General features: G+C 50.3%; 17 protein-coding genes and 1 riboswitch. Of the genes, 9 read left to right on the forward strand and 8 right to left on the reverse strand.

Annotated elements, in window-relative coordinates; translation table 11 throughout:
• Window positions 1–118: 118 nt before the first annotated feature.
• Window positions 119–1,393, reverse strand: coding sequence for a YeaH/YhbH family protein (locus AACH44_RS09955; RefSeq protein WP_261847515.1), 1,275 nt, complete (start codon window positions 1,391–1,393; stop codon window positions 119–121).
• A gap of 36 nt (window positions 1,394–1,429) precedes the next feature.
• A complete protein-coding gene (yeaG, locus tag AACH44_RS09960; RefSeq protein ID WP_261847514.1) occupies window positions 1,430–3,364 on the reverse strand; it encodes a protein kinase YeaG in 1,935 nt (644 codons plus the stop codon).
• Window positions 3,365–3,818: 454 nt separating this feature from the next.
• On the opposite strand from yeaG, the gene AACH44_RS09965 reads away from it, so the two are divergent.
• A complete protein-coding gene (locus tag AACH44_RS09965) occupies window positions 3,819–4,568 on the forward strand; it encodes a MipA/OmpV family protein (RefSeq protein WP_261847513.1) in 750 nt (249 codons plus the stop codon).
• 158 nt (window positions 4,569–4,726) lie between these two features.
• Window positions 4,727–5,578 (forward strand): aldo/keto reductase, encoded by an 852-nt coding sequence (locus AACH44_RS09970; RefSeq protein WP_261847512.1) that lies wholly within the window; start codon window positions 4,727–4,729, stop codon window positions 5,576–5,578.
• Window positions 5,579–5,639: 61 nt separating this feature from the next.
• On the opposite strand, the gene AACH44_RS09975 is transcribed toward AACH44_RS09970, so the two are convergent.
• Window positions 5,640–6,509, reverse strand: coding sequence for a D-hexose-6-phosphate mutarotase (locus tag AACH44_RS09975; RefSeq protein WP_261847511.1), 870 nt, complete (start codon window positions 6,507–6,509; stop codon window positions 5,640–5,642).
• Between the two features lie 107 nt (window positions 6,510–6,616).
• Window positions 6,617–7,612: a glyceraldehyde-3-phosphate dehydrogenase gene (gapA, locus tag AACH44_RS09980; RefSeq protein ID WP_165325068.1), complete on the reverse strand. Its 996-nt coding sequence runs from the start codon at window positions 7,610–7,612 to the stop codon at window positions 6,617–6,619.
• Window positions 7,613–7,954: 342 nt separating this feature from the next.
• On the opposite strand from gapA, the gene msrB reads away from it, so the two are divergent.
• Both msrB and AACH44_RS09990 read left to right on the forward strand, forming a co-directional pair.
• Window positions 7,955–8,380, forward strand: coding sequence for a peptide-methionine (R)-S-oxide reductase MsrB (gene msrB, locus AACH44_RS09985; protein WP_261847510.1), 426 nt, complete (start codon window positions 7,955–7,957; stop codon window positions 8,378–8,380).
• Window positions 8,381–8,511: 131 nt separating this feature from the next.
• A complete protein-coding gene (locus tag AACH44_RS09990) occupies window positions 8,512–8,790 on the forward strand; it encodes a YeaC family protein (protein WP_261847509.1) in 279 nt (92 codons plus the stop codon).
• A gap of 52 nt (window positions 8,791–8,842) precedes the next feature.
• Here AACH44_RS09990 and pncA read toward each other — a convergent pair whose 3' ends face one another.
• The 3 genes from pncA to sppA form a co-directional block, all read right to left on the reverse strand.
• Entirely contained in the window at window positions 8,843–9,490 is a 648-nt protein-coding gene (pncA, locus tag AACH44_RS09995) for a bifunctional nicotinamidase/pyrazinamidase (protein ID WP_261847508.1), read from the reverse strand.
• A 19-nt stretch (window positions 9,491–9,509) separates the two neighbouring features.
• Window positions 9,510–10,529: an asparaginase gene (gene ansA / locus AACH44_RS10000; RefSeq protein ID WP_261847507.1), complete on the reverse strand. Its 1,020-nt coding sequence runs from the start codon at window positions 10,527–10,529 to the stop codon at window positions 9,510–9,512.
• Between the two features lie 99 nt (window positions 10,530–10,628).
• Entirely contained in the window at window positions 10,629–12,479 is a 1,851-nt protein-coding gene (gene sppA, locus AACH44_RS10005) for a signal peptide peptidase SppA (protein ID WP_261847506.1), read from the reverse strand.
• Between the two features lie 268 nt (window positions 12,480–12,747).
• Between sppA and AACH44_RS10010 the strand changes: the two genes are divergently transcribed.
• The 3 genes from AACH44_RS10010 to AACH44_RS10020 all read left to right on the forward strand — a co-directional run bounded on the left by AACH44_RS10010 (window position 12,748) and on the right by AACH44_RS10020 (window position 15,611).
• Entirely contained in the window at window positions 12,748–13,299 is a 552-nt protein-coding gene (locus AACH44_RS10010; RefSeq protein WP_261847505.1) for an NAD(P)H nitroreductase, read from the forward strand.
• A gap of 96 nt (window positions 13,300–13,395) precedes the next feature.
• Window positions 13,396–15,321 carry a DNA topoisomerase III gene (locus tag AACH44_RS10015; RefSeq protein ID WP_261847504.1) on the forward strand — a complete coding sequence of 642 codons (1,926 nt, stop codon included), beginning with the start codon at window positions 13,396–13,398 and terminating at the stop codon, window positions 15,319–15,321.
• A complete protein-coding gene (locus tag AACH44_RS10020) occupies window positions 15,318–15,611 on the forward strand; it encodes a YnjH family protein (protein WP_261847503.1) in 294 nt (97 codons plus the stop codon). The genes AACH44_RS10015 and AACH44_RS10020 overlap by 4 nt, the downstream gene beginning before the upstream one ends.
• A 108-nt stretch (window positions 15,612–15,719) precedes the next feature.
• Here AACH44_RS10020 and xthA read toward each other — a convergent pair whose 3' ends face one another.
• Window positions 15,720–16,526 (reverse strand): exodeoxyribonuclease III, encoded by an 807-nt coding sequence (gene xthA / locus AACH44_RS10025; protein WP_261847502.1) that lies wholly within the window; start codon window positions 16,524–16,526, stop codon window positions 15,720–15,722.
• A gap of 309 nt (window positions 16,527–16,835) precedes the next feature.
• A riboswitch (glycine riboswitch) is annotated at window positions 16,836–16,931 on the forward strand.
• Window positions 16,932–16,952: 21 nt separating this feature from the next.
• On the opposite strand from xthA, the gene AACH44_RS10030 reads away from it, so the two are divergent.
• Both AACH44_RS10030 and AACH44_RS10035 read left to right on the forward strand, forming a co-directional pair.
• Complete coding sequence (locus AACH44_RS10030) at window positions 16,953–17,579, forward strand: trimeric intracellular cation channel family protein (RefSeq protein ID WP_137739659.1); 627 nt, start codon at window positions 16,953–16,955, stop codon at window positions 17,577–17,579.
• Between the two features lie 171 nt (window positions 17,580–17,750).
• On the forward strand, window positions 17,751–18,062 hold the full coding sequence (locus AACH44_RS10035; RefSeq protein WP_261847501.1) for a type VI secretion system tube protein Hcp: 312 nt from the start codon (window positions 17,751–17,753) through the stop codon (window positions 18,060–18,062).
• Window positions 18,063–18,903: the final 841 nt, after the last annotated feature.

Genomic DNA, 18,903 nt, shown 5'->3' on the forward strand with positions numbered 1-18,903 from the left:
TAATGCGCACAGTAGCGGAAAGGAAGTGTTATCTTTGTGACAATGTCACGAAAATGGCAGTCAACCTGTTGGGAAAGGAATCAGCCAGTTAACAGATAACTGGCTGATTGAGAGGCGACTAATGTCCTACGGTTTGCTTGCGGAAGAGTTCACGGAAGACCGGGTAAATATCATCCTGATCGCGGATATGCTGCATGGCGAAATTGTCGAACGTATCGCGCAGCGTTTCATATTCGCGCCAGAGTGTCTGGTGTGAACGTCGGGTGATTTCAATGTAGCTATAGTAACGCACCATCGGCAGAAGCTGGTTCGCCAGAATCTGGTGACACAGCGGCGAATCATCTGCCCAGTTGTCGCCATCTGATGCCTGTGCGGCGTAGATATTCCACTGTGACGGATCGTAACGCTCACGCACCACTTCCTCCATCAGCTTTAACGCACTGGAGACAATGGTGCCGCCGGTTTCCTGAGAGTAGAAGAACTCCTGTTCATCGACCTCTTTTGCCTGCGTGTGGTGGCGAATATAGACAACGTCGACGTTTTTGTAATTTCTGCTGAGGAACAGGTACAGCAAAATATAAAAGCGTTTCGCCATGTCTTTCGTCGACTGATCCATCGAACCAGACACGTCCATCAAACAGAACATCACGGCCTGGCTCGATGGCTCGGCTCGACGCTCGTAGTTCCTGTAACGCAGGTCAAATGTATCGATAAAAGGTACGCGCGCGATTTTCTGGCGCAGTTCGGTAATTTCCTGCCGCAGCCGTTCCTCTTCCAGCAATTGTGCCGGTTCGGTGTGCGCCAGCCGTTCCAGCGAGTCTTCCAGTTCATGTAGCGTGCGGCGTTTACCCGCCGTCATCGCCATACGGCGTGCCAGCGAGTTTTGCAGCGAGCGTACCACGCTGATATTGGCAGGAACGCCGTTAGCGGTATACCCGGCACGGTGCGTTTTGTATTCGGTCATCTGCCGATGCTGGGTTTTCTTCAGATTCGGCAGCGCCAGATCTTCAAACAGCAGGTCTAGATATTCGTCTTTGGAAATCTGAAAGACAAACCCATCCTCGCCTTCGCCGTCTTTACTGGCATCCCCCTGACCAGAACCACCGCTGCCACCTCCTTGTGGCCGCTCGATTTTGTCATTCTGTACGAAGTGATCGTTGCCCGGGTGGACGCGGTGGCGACGTCCTCCACGGCCCTGATGGAACATCGGTTCGTTGATGTCTGCATTGGGGATCGACACCGACTCCCCGCTTTCGATGTCGGTCACCGAACGCTTATTAATGGCCTCGGAAATCGACTGTTTTATTTGCGACTTATAGCGGCGCAGAAAGCGTTGGCGATTTACCGTGCTTTTGTTTTTGCCGTTCAGTCGTCGGTCAATAAAATAGGCCATGTTTCCCCCAAACGCTGTTGCCAGCATCGTGCGTCATTATGATGATTTCCTCACCCGCAGATACCATTCGCACAGCAAACGCACCTGTTTCCGGGTATAGCCTTTCTCCATCATGCGATCGACGAAGTCATCATGTTTTTTCTGTTCATCCGTTGAGGTCTTGGTATTAAACGAAATTACAGGCAACAGCTCTTCCGTGTTGGAGAACATTTTCTTCTCGATAACCGTGCGCAGTTTCTCGTAACTGGTCCAGTTTGGATTCCGGCCGCTATTGTTGGCGCGGGCACGCAGGACGAAGTTGACTATCTCGTTACGGAAGTCTTTAGGGTTACTGATACCCGCAGGCTTCTCGATCTTTTCCAACTCGGCGTTCAACGATTCACGATCAAATAGCTGACCAGTATCTGGATCACGGTACTCTTGATCCTGAATCCAGAAATCCGCATAGGTAACATAACGGTCAAAAATGTTCTGTCCGTATTCGGAATAGGATTCGAGATAGGCAGTCTGGATCTCTTTACCAATAAACTCAGCGTATTTCGGCGTCAGATACCCTTTCAGGTGCTCCAGATATTTCTCTGCCAACTCCTGCGGGAACTGCTCACGCTCGATCTGTTGTTCCAGTACATAGAACAGGTGTACCGGGTTGGCGGCAACTTCGCTGTGATCGAAGTTAAACACGCGCGACAGAATTTTGAACGCGAAGCGGGTCGACAGACCGTTCATCCCTTCATCCACGCCCGCGTAATCGCGATACTCCTGATAGGATTTCGCCTTTGGATCGGTATCTTTCAGGCTTTCTCCGTCGTAAACCCGCATCTTGGAGTAGATGCTGGAGTTTTCGGGATCTTTCAGGCGCGACAGAATGGAAAAACGGGCCAGCGTTTCCAGCGTGCCGGGTGCGCAGGGGGCATGCGTCAGTTCGCTGTGATCCAGCAATTTGTCGTAGATTTTGACCTCTTCGGATACGCGCAGGCAGTACGGCACCTTCACGATATACACGCGGTCAAGAAACGCTTCATTGTTCTTGTTATTACGGAACTGCACCCACTCGGATTCATTGGAGTGCGCCAGAATAATCCCGTTGAACGGCAGGGCAGCAATGCCTTCCGTCCCGTTATAATTGCCTTCCTGTGTGGCGGTCAGCAGCGGATGGAGCACCTTGATGGGGGCTTTGAACATCTCAACGAACTCCATAATGCCCTGGTTCGCACGGCACAACGCGCCGGAGTAGCCGTAGGCATCGGGATCGTTCTGGGCAAAATGTTCCAGCTTGCGGATATCGACTTTACCGACCAGCGCGGAAATATCCTGATTGTTCTCATCGCCGGGTTCGGTTTTCGCGATCCCGATTTGCGCCAGAATGGATGGCCACACTTTGACGACTTTGAATTTGGTAATGTCGCCGCCAAAGTCCTGCAAGCGCTTGGCTGCCCACGGCGACATGATGGTGCCAAGGTAACGCCGTGGGATCGTGTACTCTTTTTCGAGTATTGCCGCATCTTCCTGCGGGTTGAACAGGCAGAGCGGGTGGTCGTTTACTGGGCTGCGTTCGCCGTTGGCGCTGAGGATATAAATCGGCACACGCTGCATCAGCGCTTTCAGTCGTTCGGCCAGAGAGGATTTCCCGCCGCCGACCGGCCCCAGCAAATACAGAATCTGTTTCTTCTCTTCCAACCCCTGCGCGGCGTGTTTCAGGTAGGAGACAATCTGTTCGATAGCCTCTTCCATACCGTAAAATTCTTCAAAAGCAGGATAACGGGCAATTACCCGGTTCGAGAATAGGCGTGACATGCGTGATTCTTGGGCGGTATCCACCATTACAGGTTCACCGATAGCCGTTAACAATCGTTCAGCCGCATTCGCATAAGCATTGCGATCCTGCTGACAGATAGTAAGGAATTCCTGCAGAGTGAACTCTTCGTCCTTGGCAGCGTCGTAGCGCTGGCGGTAGTGATCAAATATGTTCATAGCGATGCCCGTCCTTCGTCGATTAGCACAGATTAAGAGAGCGCGTGGAATATATGCCTATTAATGTATTGCCCCCGAAAGGATAAATCTTCTTAGCCCAGCAACCCTTATGCCAACTTGCCGCGTCAGGGTGTCGTGATTTTATTCATACCAGTGGGTCAGGAAGATGTCACCTTCTGTATTAAAGCGTAGTTTGCATCCGCAAAATTTCCTCTAGTCCACGGACGTATTTTTAAGATATTTCAAGGACTCACTTTCAGGAAAATCCGTGTAACATTATAGAGAATGGGCGTTCAGCCTTAAGGACACTGGTTATTACCGACGTTAGCGCACGTAAAACCTATCGAATAGTTAGGTTATTCGTTAATGTTATTTTTATATAACCTGAACGCAAACGTGTGTAATTGGCCTATCATGTTTCATGATATTTATCTGTAATAGGAAATAGAAAACTGTGAAAAAACCTCAACTATGTATGCTGGCCGCGCTGATTTCTGGTGCCGTGCTCGTGCCTTCAGTCTATGCCGCAGATATCTCTCTGGGTCTTGGCGCTGCGGGTTCAACGTCTGTATACCGTGGTGTTGATAATGACGTTTATCCGCTTCCTGTACTGAATTATGAAAGTGAAAATTTTTATTTCCGCGGACTGGGTGGGGGATATTACCTGTGGAATGACGGCGTAAATCGTTTTTCTTTAACGGCCTACTACCTGCCTTTAGGTTTTAAACCGGGAGATAGTGACGATCAACGCATGAAACAGTTGGACAAACGCCGTGGTACGCTGATGGCGGGTGCGGCTTATCGCCATACCGCTGACTGGGGTGAAATCCGTACCGTTCTGGCGGGCGATACGCTGGATTACAGCAACGGCTTCGCATGGGACACCGCCTACCTTTATCGGTTCACTATGGGCGATCTGAGCCTGACTCCGGGGATCGGTGCGACCTGGTTCAGCGAAAATATGAACCAATATTACTACGGCGTGAGTGCGCAAGAATCTTCGCGTTCTGGATTTAACCAGTACAGCCCTGGTGATGGCTGGGCTCCGTATCTTGAACTGAGCGCGGGTTATCAGATTAACGAGAGCTGGAGCGCGTGGGCAGTCGGTCGTTACACGCGTTTGTCTGACGAAATGAAAGACAGCCCGATTGTTGATAGTAACCACAGCATTTTAATGAGCGCGGGCGTCAGCTATCGCTTCTGATGCTTTTCGTGAGCGCTTTTAATGCTCTTCGTAAGCATGGTGCATCTGCCGTACAATAATGGGGTGATATCACCCCATTTGCACATTTATGGTGCGCCGAATGCTAGGTAAGGTTGACGGCAAACCAGTCACGTTGACGGTAGCCAAGGGAGGGACTCATGACAAAAGCGATTCGTTTTCCTGATGACACGCGTGTACCAGCGATCGGTCAGGGAACGTGGTACATGGGTGAAGATGCCCGAATGAGAGCACAGGAAGTGACGGCGCTGCAAGCGGGCATCGACCTTGGGTTAACGTTGATTGATACAGCGGAAATGTACGCGGGAGGCGGGGCAGAGGACGTGGTCGGTGAAGCGATACGTGGCCGTCGTGACAGCGTTTATCTGGTGTCGAAAGTCTACCCGCACAATGCGGGAGGCGAAAAGGCGATACAGGCGTGTGAGCGCAGCCTGAAGCGACTGAAGACCGAGCGTATTGATTTGTATCTGCTGCACTGGCGCGGTGGCATCCCATTAATCGATACGATTGCGGCGATGGAGCGGTTGCAGCAGGCAGGTAAAATCGGGCAGTGGGGCGTGTCCAATCTTGACCTTGAGGATATGCGGGAGCTGTGGTCGCTAGAGGGCGGACAGCGCTGCATGACCAATCAGGTGCTGTACCATGTGGCATCGCGCGGTATTGAGTTTGATTTGTTGCCGTGGTGTCTTCAACAGCAGCTTCCCGTGATGGCGTATTGCCCGCTGGCACAGGCTGGACGTTTGCGCGAGGGGGTATTCTCGCATCCGGTGGTGAAGCGTATTGCGCGAGAACACAGCATCACGCCAGCTCAACTTCTACTGGCATGGGTGATTCGCCAGCCGGGCGTGATCGCCATTCCAAAAGCCAGTTCTACAAAGCATGTGCAGGAAAATGCGAAAGCGCTGGATGTGGTGTTGTCTGAGGATGATCTCGGGCAGTTGGATCAGGCTTTTCCACCACCGATGTGCAAACAGCATTTGGATGTGGTGTAGCGAAAGCATTTACAGAAGAGGGGGGGTATGGCGAACCGTGTCGCCATACACATAACGGAGGTTATTTCTTGATGCGGATAACCGTCGTCAGACGAGCCGGAGCTTTGACTGACGCGACAAACGGCTGATTAATTCGCGCGGTTTCTACGCACACGAATGTTTTATATCCCTCATCAGGCATATCGCTAATTGTACGAGACAGTTCTGCACCAGGGTTCCATGACACCACATCGCTATGGTGCGTATGGTGTACTTCAATAGTGCGTTTCAGTACTGCATCATGTACCACGCTGGTGTCCTGCGGTTGGGTATAGATACGGTCTGTACGGTCGGTAAAGACCAAATCGCCTTGCTGCGTAGACAGCTTGCCCTGATCCACTTTATCGATGAATGACTCACCCAGACCGGCAATGCGAATATTACTGATGTCACCAATATTGAAATAGGTGTGCAGCGCGCTGGTAATGCTGTAATCACCATGCGCTTCCAGCTCAATACCGCACGCTTTACCCAGCTTGAAACGGGCGATGAGAGTGAACTCATGCGGCCAACTTTTACGTGTTTCTTCATTATCGCGCAGCGTGAACGTGAGCTGCACACCGTGCTCATCTTCGCTGTGGGCGGTAAACTCCCATGGCAGTAAACGAGCAAAACCGTGGTTAGGCTCGGCGAAAGGGCCGAACCACGGGAAACAGATAGGGACACCGCCGCGAATAGCAACGTGCTGAGTAAAAGGCGTATTGTCGCTCAGCCAAAGCACCGGCTCTTCGTTTGTCGGCTGCCAGCTCAGTAGGTGTGCCCCTTGCAATGCGACCGCTGCGCGAACTTCAGGATGATCAACGACGATGACGGGTAATTGCTCCAACTGACGCTGACTGAGGGTTGCGCTAATTTGTTGAGTGACGGGGAGTGAGAAAATTGTGTTATGCATGATAGTGCCTTTTTTTGATTGTTTTTCGTTGTAAAAAGAAATCTGCAATTAACAATAAAAAAGGGCGACATCACGTCGCCCTTTTTTCACCGAATCATCGCTGACACTTATTTAGAAATGTGAGCAATCAGATCCAGAACCTTGTTTGAGTAACCTGTTTCGTTGTCGTACCAGGAAACCAGTTTCACAAAGTTGTCGTTCAGTGCGATACCGGCTTTGGCATCGAACACGGAAGTCAGTTTTTCACCGTTGAAATCGGTAGAAACAACGTCGTCTTCGGTGTAGCCCAGAACGCCTTTCAGTTCGCCTTCAGCAGCGGCTTTGATTGCTGCACAAACTTCTTTGTAAGACGCTGGTTTTTCCAGACGAGCGGTCAGGTCAACAACAGACACGTTCGGGGTAGGAACGCGGAACGCCATACCAGTCAGTTTGCCGTTCAGCTCAGGAATCACTTTACCTACTGCTTTAGCTGCACCGGTAGAAGATGGGATGATGTTCTGTGCTGCGCCGCGGCCGCCGCGCCAGTCTTTGTGAGACGGGCCATCAACCGTTTTCTGCGTTGCAGTGGTGGCGTGAACGGTGGTCATCAGTGCTTCAACGATACCGAAGTTGTCGTTGATGACTTTTGCCAGCGGTGCCAGGCAGTTAGTGGTACAAGATGCGTTAGACACGATGTCTTGACCCGCGTAAGTTTTGTGGTTTACGCCCATAACGAACATCGGGGTGTCATCTTTAGATGGACCCGTCAGAACGACTTTCTTCGCACCCGCAGCAATGTGCTTACGTGCCGTGTCGTCAGTCAGGAACAGACCTGTTGCTTCAGCAACGATATCAACGTTGACTTCGTTCCACTTCAGGTTTGCAGGATCGCGCTCTGCGGTAACACGAATGGTTTTGCCGTTAACAACCAGGTGGCCATCTTTAACTTCAACGGTGCCGTTGAAACGACCATGAGTTGAGTCGTATTTCAGCATATACGCCATGTACTCAGCGTCTAACAGGTCGTTGATTGCAACGATCTCGATGTCAGAACGCTCTTGTGCAGCGCGGAAAACAATACGGCCGATACGGCCAAAACCGTTGATACCTACTTTGATAGTCATATATTCCACCAGCTATTGGTTTGTGAATAAAAGGTTGGTTGTAAAATTACAAAAACCTTGCTGAGCGTCAAGCGGAATCGTGTCAATAGTTGCTGTAAGTCAAACCTATGACCAAACTTTGTGCGAAAACCGCTCGACCCTGTAACTAAGTAACACCTAAGACTGATATGAGGGCGGAATGCATCATATAAAGCCTGTGTTGTCACAATATGTGATGTACATCACAATTAAATATTCATGCTAATAACATTGCTAATATTAGGTCAGAACGGCCTGTCAGGTTGTTAATTTTTTGTTATAATCAGTGATTAATTGAAGAAATAACACCGCGGTGAGACTTCCATGACTAACGACTACGACTCTGCTTCGCACACTTCGCCCGACAACACTGAACTGACAGAGATGCAGCGCTATGTCACTCAACAGCGCGGTACGGAGCCTGCGTTTTCAGGTAAATTGCTGCATAACAAGCGCACGGGTGCTTATCACTGCCTGTGCTGTCAGGCTCCGCTATTTTATTCTGACAGTAAATATGACTCCGGCTGTGGCTGGCCAAGTTTCGATCAACCCGTGTCCTCAGAGGCGATTCGCTATCTGGAAGATGATTCACACAACATGCGCCGTATTGAGATCCGCTGCGGGCAGTGTGATGCGCACCTGGGGCACGTTTTCCCTGATGGTCCGAAAACCACGGGAGAACGCTACTGCGTGAATTCTGCTTCGCTGAGCTTTATCGATGACGTTGATGGCGGACGCGTTGACGGGTAATCTGTTTGTGAGCGGTGTGGCGGTGACAGTGTGATAATGTTTTGCTTTAAACGGTTCAGCTGACGTAAAGCGCTGCCCGCACAGGAATCCCGCAATAATAAATCTGACCTTTCTCGGAGCAGAAACCGGATATGGAACTCAATGATCTGATCGACGCCATGACGCCAGAAATCTATCAACGGTTGGTCACGGCAGTAGAGTTGGGCAAATGGCCAGACGGTGTCGCGTTGACCGCTGAACAGAAAGAAAACTGTCTGCAAATGGTGATGATGTGGCAGGCTCGCCATAATGAACAGGCTGAGCACATGACCATTGGCACCAATGGCGAGATTGTGATGAAGAGTAAGCAAGAGTTGAAGCGCGAGTTTAACATCGCTGACACCATTATTACGTTGAAACCCAACGCGTAACGTGTGAGCAGGCAGCCTCATTGGCTGCCGCTATTTTCAGTTGTCAGTCGCGTTAACGGGCAGAAGACAACGTAGTAAGAAACTGCGTCATATCCGTCAGTATCGCACCACGCTGCGCCATTTCCCGTAAAGCGTACTCACTGTCGTCGGATGAAAGATTAACGCCACGACAGCCGTCCACCAGGACTTCGGTGTGATAGCCCAGCGCAATCGCATCCAATACGCTGAACTTGACGCAATAATCTGTTGCCAGCCCCAGAATCGTCAAATGGGTGATGTGATTAGCATGTAGCCACGTATCCAATTCGGTTTTAACCCGATGCCCATTATCGAAAAAAGCGCTATAGCTATCGATCTCCGGCTGCGTCCCTTTTTGTACGATCCACTGAATGGCCGACTGATTCAGCGCTGGATGAAAATCAGCCCCGGTGGTTCCCTGCACACAGTGAACCGGCCACCAGATCTGCGGCCATCCGTTTAATTCACCGAGTTCTCCGACCCTGGTATTCGCATTAACCGCAAAGCTGCCGTGATTAGCCGGATGCCAATCCTGACTGGCAATCACCGTGACGCCAGCGGCCAGACAAGCCTCAATAGCACGATTGGCAACGCCAATGACGCGGTCGCCTTCGTTAACGGCCAATGCGCCGCCGGGGAAAAAATCATTTTGCAAATCAACTAATAGCAATGCTTTTTTCATTATCTACTCCGTGATTAACTCAATCTTTATCGCTCAATTCCCCATGCAGGTTCTGCTGCATCAACTGGCGGATTTCATCGGCGCTTAAGTCTTGCTGGCTCAATAAGTAATGCAGCTTGGTCAAGGCGGCTTCGACGGTCATATCAAAGCCACTGATGACGCCCGCATGCGCCAGCGCATTGCCCGTCGCATAGCCTCCCATGTTCACGCGGCCGGAAATGCACTGCGTCAGGTTGACGACCACAATACCGCGTGCGGAGGCTTCACGTAACTCGTGCAGCAGCCCAGGGCTTTGCGGCGCGTTGCCGACGCCATAGGAGCGCAGGATAAGCGCTTTCACCGGCTGACGGAGGAAATTGCTGATGACATCGGCAGAAATGCCGGGATAAATCGTAATCACCCCAATAGGCTGCGGCGTAATGTGATGCACTTTCAACGGCGGACAGTTGCTGCATTCCACGGTAGGTGCCAGCCGGCGAATATGGATACCGGCTTCCAGCAGCGGCGGATAATTAGGGGATGCAAAGGCATCAAAACCATCCGCATGGGCTTTGGTAGTGCGGTTGCCGCGTAATAATTTGTTATTGAAGAAGAGGGCGACTTCATTGATCGGATGGTTAGCCGCCACGTATAGCGCGTTCAACAGGTTAGTCTGGCCGTCCGAGCGCAATTCCGCGAGCGGTATTTGTGACCCTGTCACGATAACTGGCTTGGCAAGATTCTCCAGCATAAACGAAAGGGCAGAGGCGGTGAACGCCATGGTGTCAGTGCCATGCAGAATCACGAAACCGTCGTAATCATCGTAGTGGGCTTGAATATCGTCTGCGATGGATTGCCAATCCGCGGGCGTCATGTCAGACGAATCGATTAGCGGGTCATATTCATGAATCGTGAACGATGGCATTTCCTCGCGGTGGAATTCCGGCATTTTTGCCAATTGCTGCTGTAAATGACCGGATACTGGGACATAGCCATTGGCGGATCGCTGCATACCGATGGTGCCGCCCGTATAGGCGACATAAATGGATTTCTTTCGCATGGTGGTGTGAGTCAGGATCAAAACAAGAGTATAGAGGGAAAAGGAGCCCGGTAATATCACCATAAGCAATGACTATTATCGGGCTAGTAATGGTAAACCTTACCGGACTTCTCCGCAGGTGAGGCAAAATGCGTACCGATTTTGCGGATCATTCAGGTTATTCATGATGGACGGCTGTGAACGCATGGCTTCTGCCAGTTGCGCGACCGGTGCTGGCAGCATGGACTGGACAGCAACGGGTAACAGGGCGTAGACCGAAGCGTTTACCTGATTCAGCATGGTGTCGAGCAAGCCTGGTTGTTCGGCATACCAATTCAATTGATATTGTCCCAGTTTAGCTAACTCAGCGGCCTTCTTCACGGCATCATCAAAATCGCCGATCTGATCGACCAGACCATTCTCTTTCGCGTCGCTACCGACCCAGACGTGCCCTTGCGCGATCTGATCGATTTGCTCCGGTGTTTTCTTACGTGCCTGTGCCACGATATCGATGAAATTCTTATAACCGCGTTCGATGCTCAACTGCATCATTTGCGAGAACTCAGGTGGCAATGACTTGGTGATCGACAGATCGGCCAGCGGGGAGGTGGCAACGCCGTCCGTATGGACGCCAAGGCTTTCCAGCGAATCTTCGAACGTGGTAATCACGCCAAAAATACCGATAGAGCCAGTCAGTGTACTGGCGCTGGAGATGATCGCGTTGGCTGGTGTTGAGATCCAATAGCCACCGGATGCCGCCATGCCCCCCATGGATACCACGATCGGTTTACCGGCCAGACGCAGCGCCATCAATTCGGAGCGAATAAGCTCTGACGCAGTGACGCTGCCGCCGGGGCTATTGACGCGCAGTACCAACGCTTTGACTTTAGGATCGAGGCGGGCAGCACGAATTTGTGCCGCCGTGGTATCACCACCGACCATTCCCGGTGTTTCCGGCCCATCAATGATGGCGCCATTGGCAAAGACAACCGCGATCTGGTTGTTATTTTGCACCGGCGGTTTGACGACATAGTCGTAGATACTGATGAAGTTAAAGTGGTTCTTCTGGCTATTCCAACCGAATGCTTTAACCAGCGATTGTTCGGTCACAGAACGTGAGGCGACTTCATCAACCAGTTTGTTATCGAGCGCATAGCGGGCGGTATCGCCCTGAACGGCCTGCAAGCCCGCAAGAATGTTGGTTGCACCGGGGAAAAGTTGCTGGGGCGTAATTTGGCGGTTAGCGGAAACGGTATTTAAATACTGCTGCCACAGAGCGTTAATCCAGCGACCATCGGCATCGCGCGCAGCAGGTGACATATCGTCACGCAGATATGGCTCAACGGCTGATTTATAGGTTCCCACGCGGAAGATATTGGTGGTCACTTTCAGTTTGTCGAGCATGGATTTGAAATAGAGGTTGTTGGTCGCGAAACCGTGTAGATCGATACTGCCTTGTGGCGTCAATGACACTGTATTGGCAAAACTGGCCAAATAATATTGAGACTGGTTGTAGCTATCACCGACGGCATAAATAGGTTTACCGCTATCGCGAAATTCGCGCAGCGTCTTACCGATATACTGCATAGAGGGTTGGTCGGCACCGGTAAAATCGCTGAGATCCAGCACGATCCCCGTGATGTTATCATCGCTTTTTGCCTGACGAATGCTGTCGACGATATCAAACAGTGAGTTTTCCTGCCGACGATTATTGGATGCGCCAAAGAACTCGCGCCCTAATTGACGCAGTTTGTTATTGACGGAGGGCTGATCAACCACCACGCCCGTCAGATCGACCAGCAGTGCTCCTTTCGTGGCCTCTTCCGGCGTCGTTTTTACCTGTGAGTAGATCCCAACGCCAACTAAAATCAGTGCGATAAGGAAAATATTGAGAATAAATTCTCTGATAAAATTAAGCAGACGCCATGTCCACTTAAAAAATCCGCTAAAAATTCGCCACAATGTGCGCATGATATCTCCATGAACGGGTAAACAGCGTGTGCCATACGTCCTTCAACTGGCCTTCTGGCAAGCGGTGAAGCACAAGGAGTGATAGTATCCTAATGAGCGGGCAGTAAAAAGTCAGCATTAAATCATCGTAGGCGCGCGCGCTGTTGGGGCTATCTTGTAACAAAACTTCTACTTGTGCTAACGTGGCGCGCAACGTTGCCCTATAACCGTTTTTTGCCGATAAATCGGTTGTATCGCAGAAATTATATTGCCAGACAGGAGATGTGCGATGGATGCTCTTGAGTTGCTATTGAATCGTCGTTCGGCCTCGCGCCTGACCGCGCCAGCACCCGCGGGTGATGCATTGAATAACATTATCCACGCTGGTATGCGTGCGCCGGATCATGGTGCGATGCAGCCATGGCGCTTTTTTATGATCGAAAATGATGGTTTGGATCGGTTTAGTACGGTACTGACTCGTGCGGCGCAGCAGGAAGGCCTGGATGAGGCTGGTATCGATAAAGCGCGTCAGGCTCCTTATCGTGCGCCACTGATTATCACCGTTGTTGCACATTGTGAAGAGAACCCGAAAGTGCCGCTCTGGGAACAAATTGTTTCCGCAGGCTGTGCGGTTCAGGCGATGCAGATGGCGGCATTAGCGCAGGGCTTTAATGGCATCTGGCGTAGCGGTGCCTGGACGCACAATGCGCTGGTACGTGAAGCATTCCACTGCCGCGAGCAGGATGAAATTGTGGGCTTCCTCTATCTAGGTACACCACAGCTCAAAGCCTCTACTACGGTCACGCCGCTTGATACTGACACGTTTGTTCACTATTTCTGATCGCCATCTTTTGAATAACATCAATTTCCACCCCGTTTTACAGCGTGCTTTCCCGCGAGTTATGCGGGAAATGCCCAGTCTGCTTAATGGTGAATAATGCGACTTTTTATTGCCGAAAAGCCCAGCCTTGCGCGGGCGATTGCAGACGTGTTACCCAAACCGCATCGACGCGGCGATGGCTTTATTGCCTGCGGTCAGAATGATGTTGTGACGTGGTGCGTAGGACACCTGCTGGAGCAGGCGCAGCCGGATGTTTATGATGCGCGCTATGCGCGCTGGTCTCTTGCTGACTTACCTATCATTCCCCAAAAATGGTTGTTGCAACCGCGCCCTTCGGTTAGCAAACAGCTCAACACCATAAAAAAGCTGCTGAATGACGCCAGCGAAGTGATTCACGCGGGAGACCCCGATCGTGAAGGACAATTGTTGGTCGATGAAGTACTGGAATATCTTTCTCTGGCAGAAGAGAAACGCCAGCAGGTACGTCGTTGTCTGGTCAACGATCTCAACCCACAGGCGGTAGAGCGTGCGGTTTCTCGTCTGCGTGAGAACAGAGAGTTCATTCCTTTATGTGTCTCGGCCTTGGCGCGCTCGCGTGCAGATTGGCTCTACGGCATTAACATGACCCGCGCTTATACGATATTAGGGCGTAATGCGGGTTATGATGGCGTGCTGTCGGTTGGTCGTGTGCAAACACCTGTGCTGGGGCTCGTTGTACGCCGAGATGAAGAGATCGAAAACTTCGTTTCCAAAGACTATTTTGAAGTTAAAGCCCATATCGTGACGCCAGCCGATGAGCGCTTTATCGCTATCTGGCAGCCCAGCGAATCGTGCGAACCTTATCAGGATGAAGAGGGGCGATTGCTGCATCGATCGTTGGCGGACCATGTCGTTAAACGTATCGAAGGCCAGCCAGCATTCGTCACCAGCTATAATGACAAACGGGAATCAGAAACCGCACCGCTGCCTTATTCGCTCTCAACGCTCCAGATTGAGGCGGCGAAACGCTTCGGGCTGAGCGCGCAGCAGGTGCTGGACGTCTGTCAGAAGCTGTATGAAACCCATAAATTGATCACGTACCCGCGTTCTGACTGTCGCTATCTGCCCGAAGAGCATTTTGCCGGGCGTCATGCCGTCTTGAATGCGATCGCCGTGCATCAGCCCGATCTGTTGCCGCAGCCCGTCATGGATGTCGAACGGCGTAACCGCTGCTGGGACGACGGGAAGGTTGACGCTCACCATGCGATTATTCCCACCGCGCGTAGCGCAAGCGCCTCGCTAACGGAGAATGAACGCAAGGTATATGGCTTAGTCGCACGGCAGTACATCATGCAATTCTGCCCAGACGCCGTATTTCGCAAGTGTGTCATTGAATTGGATATCGCGGGGGGGAGATTTATTGCCAAAGCGCGTTTCCTGGCCGAGGCGGGGTGGCGCACCTTGTTGGGAGGCAAAGAGCGGGATGAAGAAAACGAAGGCATGCCGTTGCCCGTGGTGGCAAAGGGAGATGAATTGCTGTGTGAACACGGCGAAGTCGTTGAGCGTCAAACCCAGCCGCCACGGCCTTTTACCGATGCGACACTGTTATCGGCGATGACGGGCATCGCACGTTTTGTGCAGGATAAGGAACTAAAGAAAATCCTGCGGGCGACCGATGGTTTAGGCACAGAGGCGACGCGAGCGGGTATTATCGAATTATTGTTTAAGCGGACGTTTCTGTTTAAGAAAGCCCGCTATATTCACGCAAGTGAAGCGGGGCGAGCATTAATTCACTCACTGCCTGACAGCGCGGCGCACCCGGATATGACTGCACATTGGGAAGCCACATTGACACAGATTAGCGAGAAGAAATGCCGCTATCAGGATTTTATGCAACCGCTGACGAACACCTTACAGGCGTTGATTCAGCAAGCGAAACAAAACGGCGCGGTGAAAGCGTTCAAAGGGCTTTCTGCGCCGCCGTCGGGTGCCTCAAAACGGCGCAAACCGCAGGCTAAAAAAGCGAAGGAGCAGAAGCAATGAAATTGTTGGTGTCTTTGTTTTTCGCCAGTGTGATGCTAGTGCTGCCTACGCTGGTGCAGGCTAACCGTGGCGGAACGGATATTGTCGTTCCCGTTCCACCGGAAGTGTGGGGCGCTGGGACGACGACGGTACGCGAGCAGAACAATAACTGCCTGCGCTGCTGTGTGTATGAAAACCGTAACTATTCTGAGGGTGCGGTGGTAAAGGTTGAAGGTGTGATTCTGCAATGCGTGCAGGACAAGCAAACGCTGGGAACAAACAACCTGATATGGCAACTGGTGAAGCAATAAATGTGAAGTAAGAAAAGACGTGCTTCAATGCTCAACATGGCAATCGATGTTAACCACCGCTGTGGTTTTACCGCACAGCGGTGATGTTATTTTTACTACACACGCGTTTTAAAGCGTGAACTCCGCCCAGATCGGGGCATGATCGGACGGTTTTTCCATTCCTCGAATATCGTAATCAATACCCGTAGCGATGCAGCGCTCTGCCAGGAAGGTACTGGCGAGAATCAGGTCGATACGCAAGCCACGGTTGTCATCGAACCCGGCAGAGCGATAGTCAAACCACGAAAAACGATCGTGACTCTCTGGATTCGCGGCACGGAAGGTGTCAATGAGCCCCCATCCTTGCAAACGTGCCATCCATTCGCGCTCTTCCGGTAGGAAAGAGCACTTGCCCGTACGTAGCCAACGCTTGCGGTTCTCTTCGCCGATTCCGATATCCAGATCGGTTGGGCTGATATTGACGTCACCCATCACAATCAACGGTTGTGTCGCGCTGTGGTGTTGCTCCAGATAGGTTTGTAGATCCTGATAGAAGCGCGTCTTGGCGGGGAATTTCACCGGGTGGTCGCGGCTTTCTCCTTGCGGGAAATAGCCGTTAACGACCGTCAACGTGCCATGTTCGGTAGCGAAGTCCGCCATGATAATCCGGCGTTGCGCATCGTCTTCATCCGTTGGGAAACCGCGACGAACCGCAATGGGCTGCGTTTTACACAGCAGTGCGACGCCGTAGTGACCTTTTTGTCCGTGATAATAAACGTGGTAACCGTACTGGCTGACATCCTCTAACGGAAACATGTCATCGTGGACTTTGGTTTCCTGCAACCCGATCACATCTGGCTGGTGTTGTTCGATAATGGCGGCCAACTGATGAGGGCGCGCCCGCAGGCCATTGATATTAAAAGATACAACTTTCATGTTCGCTGCCATTCGCTAAAAAATGTGACCAGATGGTAGCAGAAAATAGAGCGTGGCGTCACGGCGAGGCTGCGCTTTCGAATAGGGTTACTGGGCTTATTGCTGTGGCTTTAGAGACGGTTGGCGCAGATGAGAATCGTTAAAAATAAGATTCACTTATATTCAGTTGAACATGAGGCTTGTCGACCGCTATACTCCGCACCTCGCAGGAGAGAGGGCGCATACCCGTCATTATTTAGGGTATATATGACGCTCCGCCGAAGGCGCAAACTCCCATAATCGCTCAGGCTACCCTAACTGCGAATTCCATTGAAGCCAACTGGAGAGAGGTTGCGATGCAACCCACCGAAGGGGCAAGCAGCTCTGCTGCGTAAACTCTCAGGTAAAGCGGACAGAGGGAGTGGCACATTTCACAGGATAACTTGTGTGCTGACTTACATCTATCTGATCGCGATTACGGCAGAAGGGATGTCCGGGGCGCTGGCCGCCGGGCGTCGTAATATGGATATTTTTGGTGTAGGCATGATTGCCTTCATTACCGCGCTTGGCGGTGGCACCGTGCGCGATATTCTCCTCGGTAATTATCCCATCGGCTGGACGCAGCATCCCGGCTATATTTACCTCACCATTGGTGCAGGTCTTTTCACGATTATCATTGCGCGCTTCATGCACCATCTGCATCGCCTCTTTCTGGTACTGGATGCGATGGGGCTGATTGCCTTTACCATTATTGGCTGCAATGTGGCGCTGAAGTTGAATTATTCGATGACGGTGGTGGTCATGGCGGGTATCGTGACCGGTATTTTCGGTGGAATATTGCGTGATATTTTCTGTAACCGTACACCAATGGTGCTGAAGAAAGAGCTGTACGCCAGCGTTTCGCTGTTAGTTGCGCTATTATATCTGGGGCTAAAATCGTTTAACGTTAACCACGATATTAATCTGCTGGCGTCATTTACTATTGGTCTGGCTGTGCGTCTGGCGGCAATTCGCTGGTCATGGCAACTCCCTGTGTTCTCTTATGTACCGGGACGCTGGAAAGGGAAGGCATAAGACTCTATTTTTTGCTACCACGCCATGGAATGTCGCGCTGATGATGAGTGTTCGTTGTTAATCTTATAAATTGCAGGGATAAGATTAACAGCGTAGACTACTTTTCTGACGACGTTTTCATCATAAATCAGTGTTTCATTATTGGATTATTATTTCCAGGAGGAGATTTTTATGGCTAGTTTGATCTATATGAGCGTAACCGGTAGTAAACAAGGATTAATATCATCAGAATGTTCAACGGTTGCCTCAATAGGAAATAAAGCGATACCATTATTTGCGCAAGCATTAGATGATAATGAAAAGCTATACTGTGAATTTAAGTTCTATCGAACGGCCCCGATAGGGGGAAATGAATACTGTTTTTTACTACGGTTAAAAAGTGCGATTATTACCGATCTTCGTTTCTTTTTTCCCAATTCTATGACGCATAATGGAATGCAACCACAGGAAAGCGCTTCTTTAAAATATGCAACAATAGAATAGGAGCATATTGGAGCACGCACCAGTTCGTGTCTCTTCTGGCAGGACTCTTCTTATTAAGTTTTTGCTAATAAAAATCTCGAGAAACTGTCAGTAAGTTTAAAAACGCATAGTGATTCAGTGATGAACACTGTGTTTTATTCTATCTATCTGTTTATTATAGTTATTTTTTGTCTTCATGATATACCTCCCATCCTACAAATCCACTGATCAAACCAAATATGAAAGAACTGTAATGGGCAGGGTCATTGTTTTCAATAGATATGTCAATAAATGATATTTTCCCATCGTGATAGGTGTAAAAATGGAAAAGCATTAATGTGCAAGAGATGAGGATGCCAAAAAACTTATAGTAAACATCGTCATGCTCGGTAAGTTTTTTTATAGAAAAATAGGCGAAAATAAGAACGACTGTTGATATCGATATGTAAGTAAATGCCATTTTTAGTAATCTTTCAATATTTTTAACTTCGGTTGTGTGCTATCGCGCAGGTAGTCGCACACAGTAAAGCGAATATAAAAGAACTATTGTAGATAAATTCATTATCTTTTATGGAAATGCTTAGAATCGGTATTTCTTCTGTATGAAAAATATAAAGGTGAAAGCACATAAAAACGGTAGCTAACAGAATTGCGGTAAATCTAGTATAGATAAATTCAGAGGCTGTCAATTTCTTCACAGATAAGTAGAGCGGAACAAGAGAGATTGTTGAAAAAAGAAGGTATAAGAAGGTCATAATAATATAATTAGCTCGTAATTATACATGGCTTTATTAGATGTCTTTCATGACTTCTAATCTTCGTGATGAGCTGCCCAGCCTACAAACCCGCTGATAAATCCAAA

Source organism: Pectobacterium araliae (genome assembly GCF_037076465.1).
GTDB classification, from domain to species: Bacteria; Pseudomonadota; Gammaproteobacteria; order Enterobacterales; family Enterobacteriaceae; genus Pectobacterium; species Pectobacterium araliae.

Excerpts from the sequence above, each read along its gene's own strand:
- AACH44_RS10020 (WP_261847503.1), top strand. The coding sequence starts at position 15,318 with ATGAAATTGTTGGTGTCTTTGTTTTTCGCCAGTGTGATGCTAGTGCTG.
- AACH44_RS09990 (WP_261847509.1), top strand. The coding sequence starts at position 8,512 with ATGGAACTCAATGATCTGATCGACGCCATGACGCCAGAAATCTATCAA.
- xthA (WP_261847502.1), bottom strand. The coding sequence starts at position 16,526 with ATGAAAGTTGTATCTTTTAATATCAATGGCCTGCGGGCGCGCCCTCAT.
- msrB (WP_261847510.1), top strand. The coding sequence starts at position 7,955 with ATGACTAACGACTACGACTCTGCTTCGCACACTTCGCCCGACAACACT.
- gapA (WP_165325068.1), bottom strand. The coding sequence starts at position 7,612 with ATGACTATCAAAGTAGGTATCAACGGTTTTGGCCGTATCGGCCGTATT.
- AACH44_RS10015 (WP_261847504.1), top strand. The coding sequence starts at position 13,396 with ATGCGACTTTTTATTGCCGAAAAGCCCAGCCTTGCGCGGGCGATTGCA.
- yeaG (WP_261847514.1), bottom strand. The coding sequence starts at position 3,364 with ATGAACATATTTGATCACTACCGCCAGCGCTACGACGCTGCCAAGGAC.
- AACH44_RS10035 (WP_261847501.1), top strand. The coding sequence starts at position 17,751 with ATGGCTAGTTTGATCTATATGAGCGTAACCGGTAGTAAACAAGGATTA.
- ansA (WP_261847507.1), bottom strand. The coding sequence starts at position 10,529 with ATGCGAAAGAAATCCATTTATGTCGCCTATACGGGCGGCACCATCGGT.
- AACH44_RS09970 (WP_261847512.1), top strand. The coding sequence starts at position 4,727 with ATGACAAAAGCGATTCGTTTTCCTGATGACACGCGTGTACCAGCGATC.
- pncA (WP_261847508.1), bottom strand. The coding sequence starts at position 9,490 with ATGAAAAAAGCATTGCTATTAGTTGATTTGCAAAATGATTTTTTCCCC.
- AACH44_RS10010 (WP_261847505.1), top strand. The coding sequence starts at position 12,748 with ATGGATGCTCTTGAGTTGCTATTGAATCGTCGTTCGGCCTCGCGCCTG.
- AACH44_RS09955 (WP_261847515.1), bottom strand. The coding sequence starts at position 1,393 with ATGGCCTATTTTATTGACCGACGACTGAACGGCAAAAACAAAAGCACG.
- sppA (WP_261847506.1), bottom strand. The coding sequence starts at position 12,479 with ATGCGCACATTGTGGCGAATTTTTAGCGGATTTTTTAAGTGGACATGG.
- AACH44_RS09975 (WP_261847511.1), bottom strand. The coding sequence starts at position 6,509 with ATGCATAACACAATTTTCTCACTCCCCGTCACTCAACAAATTAGCGCA.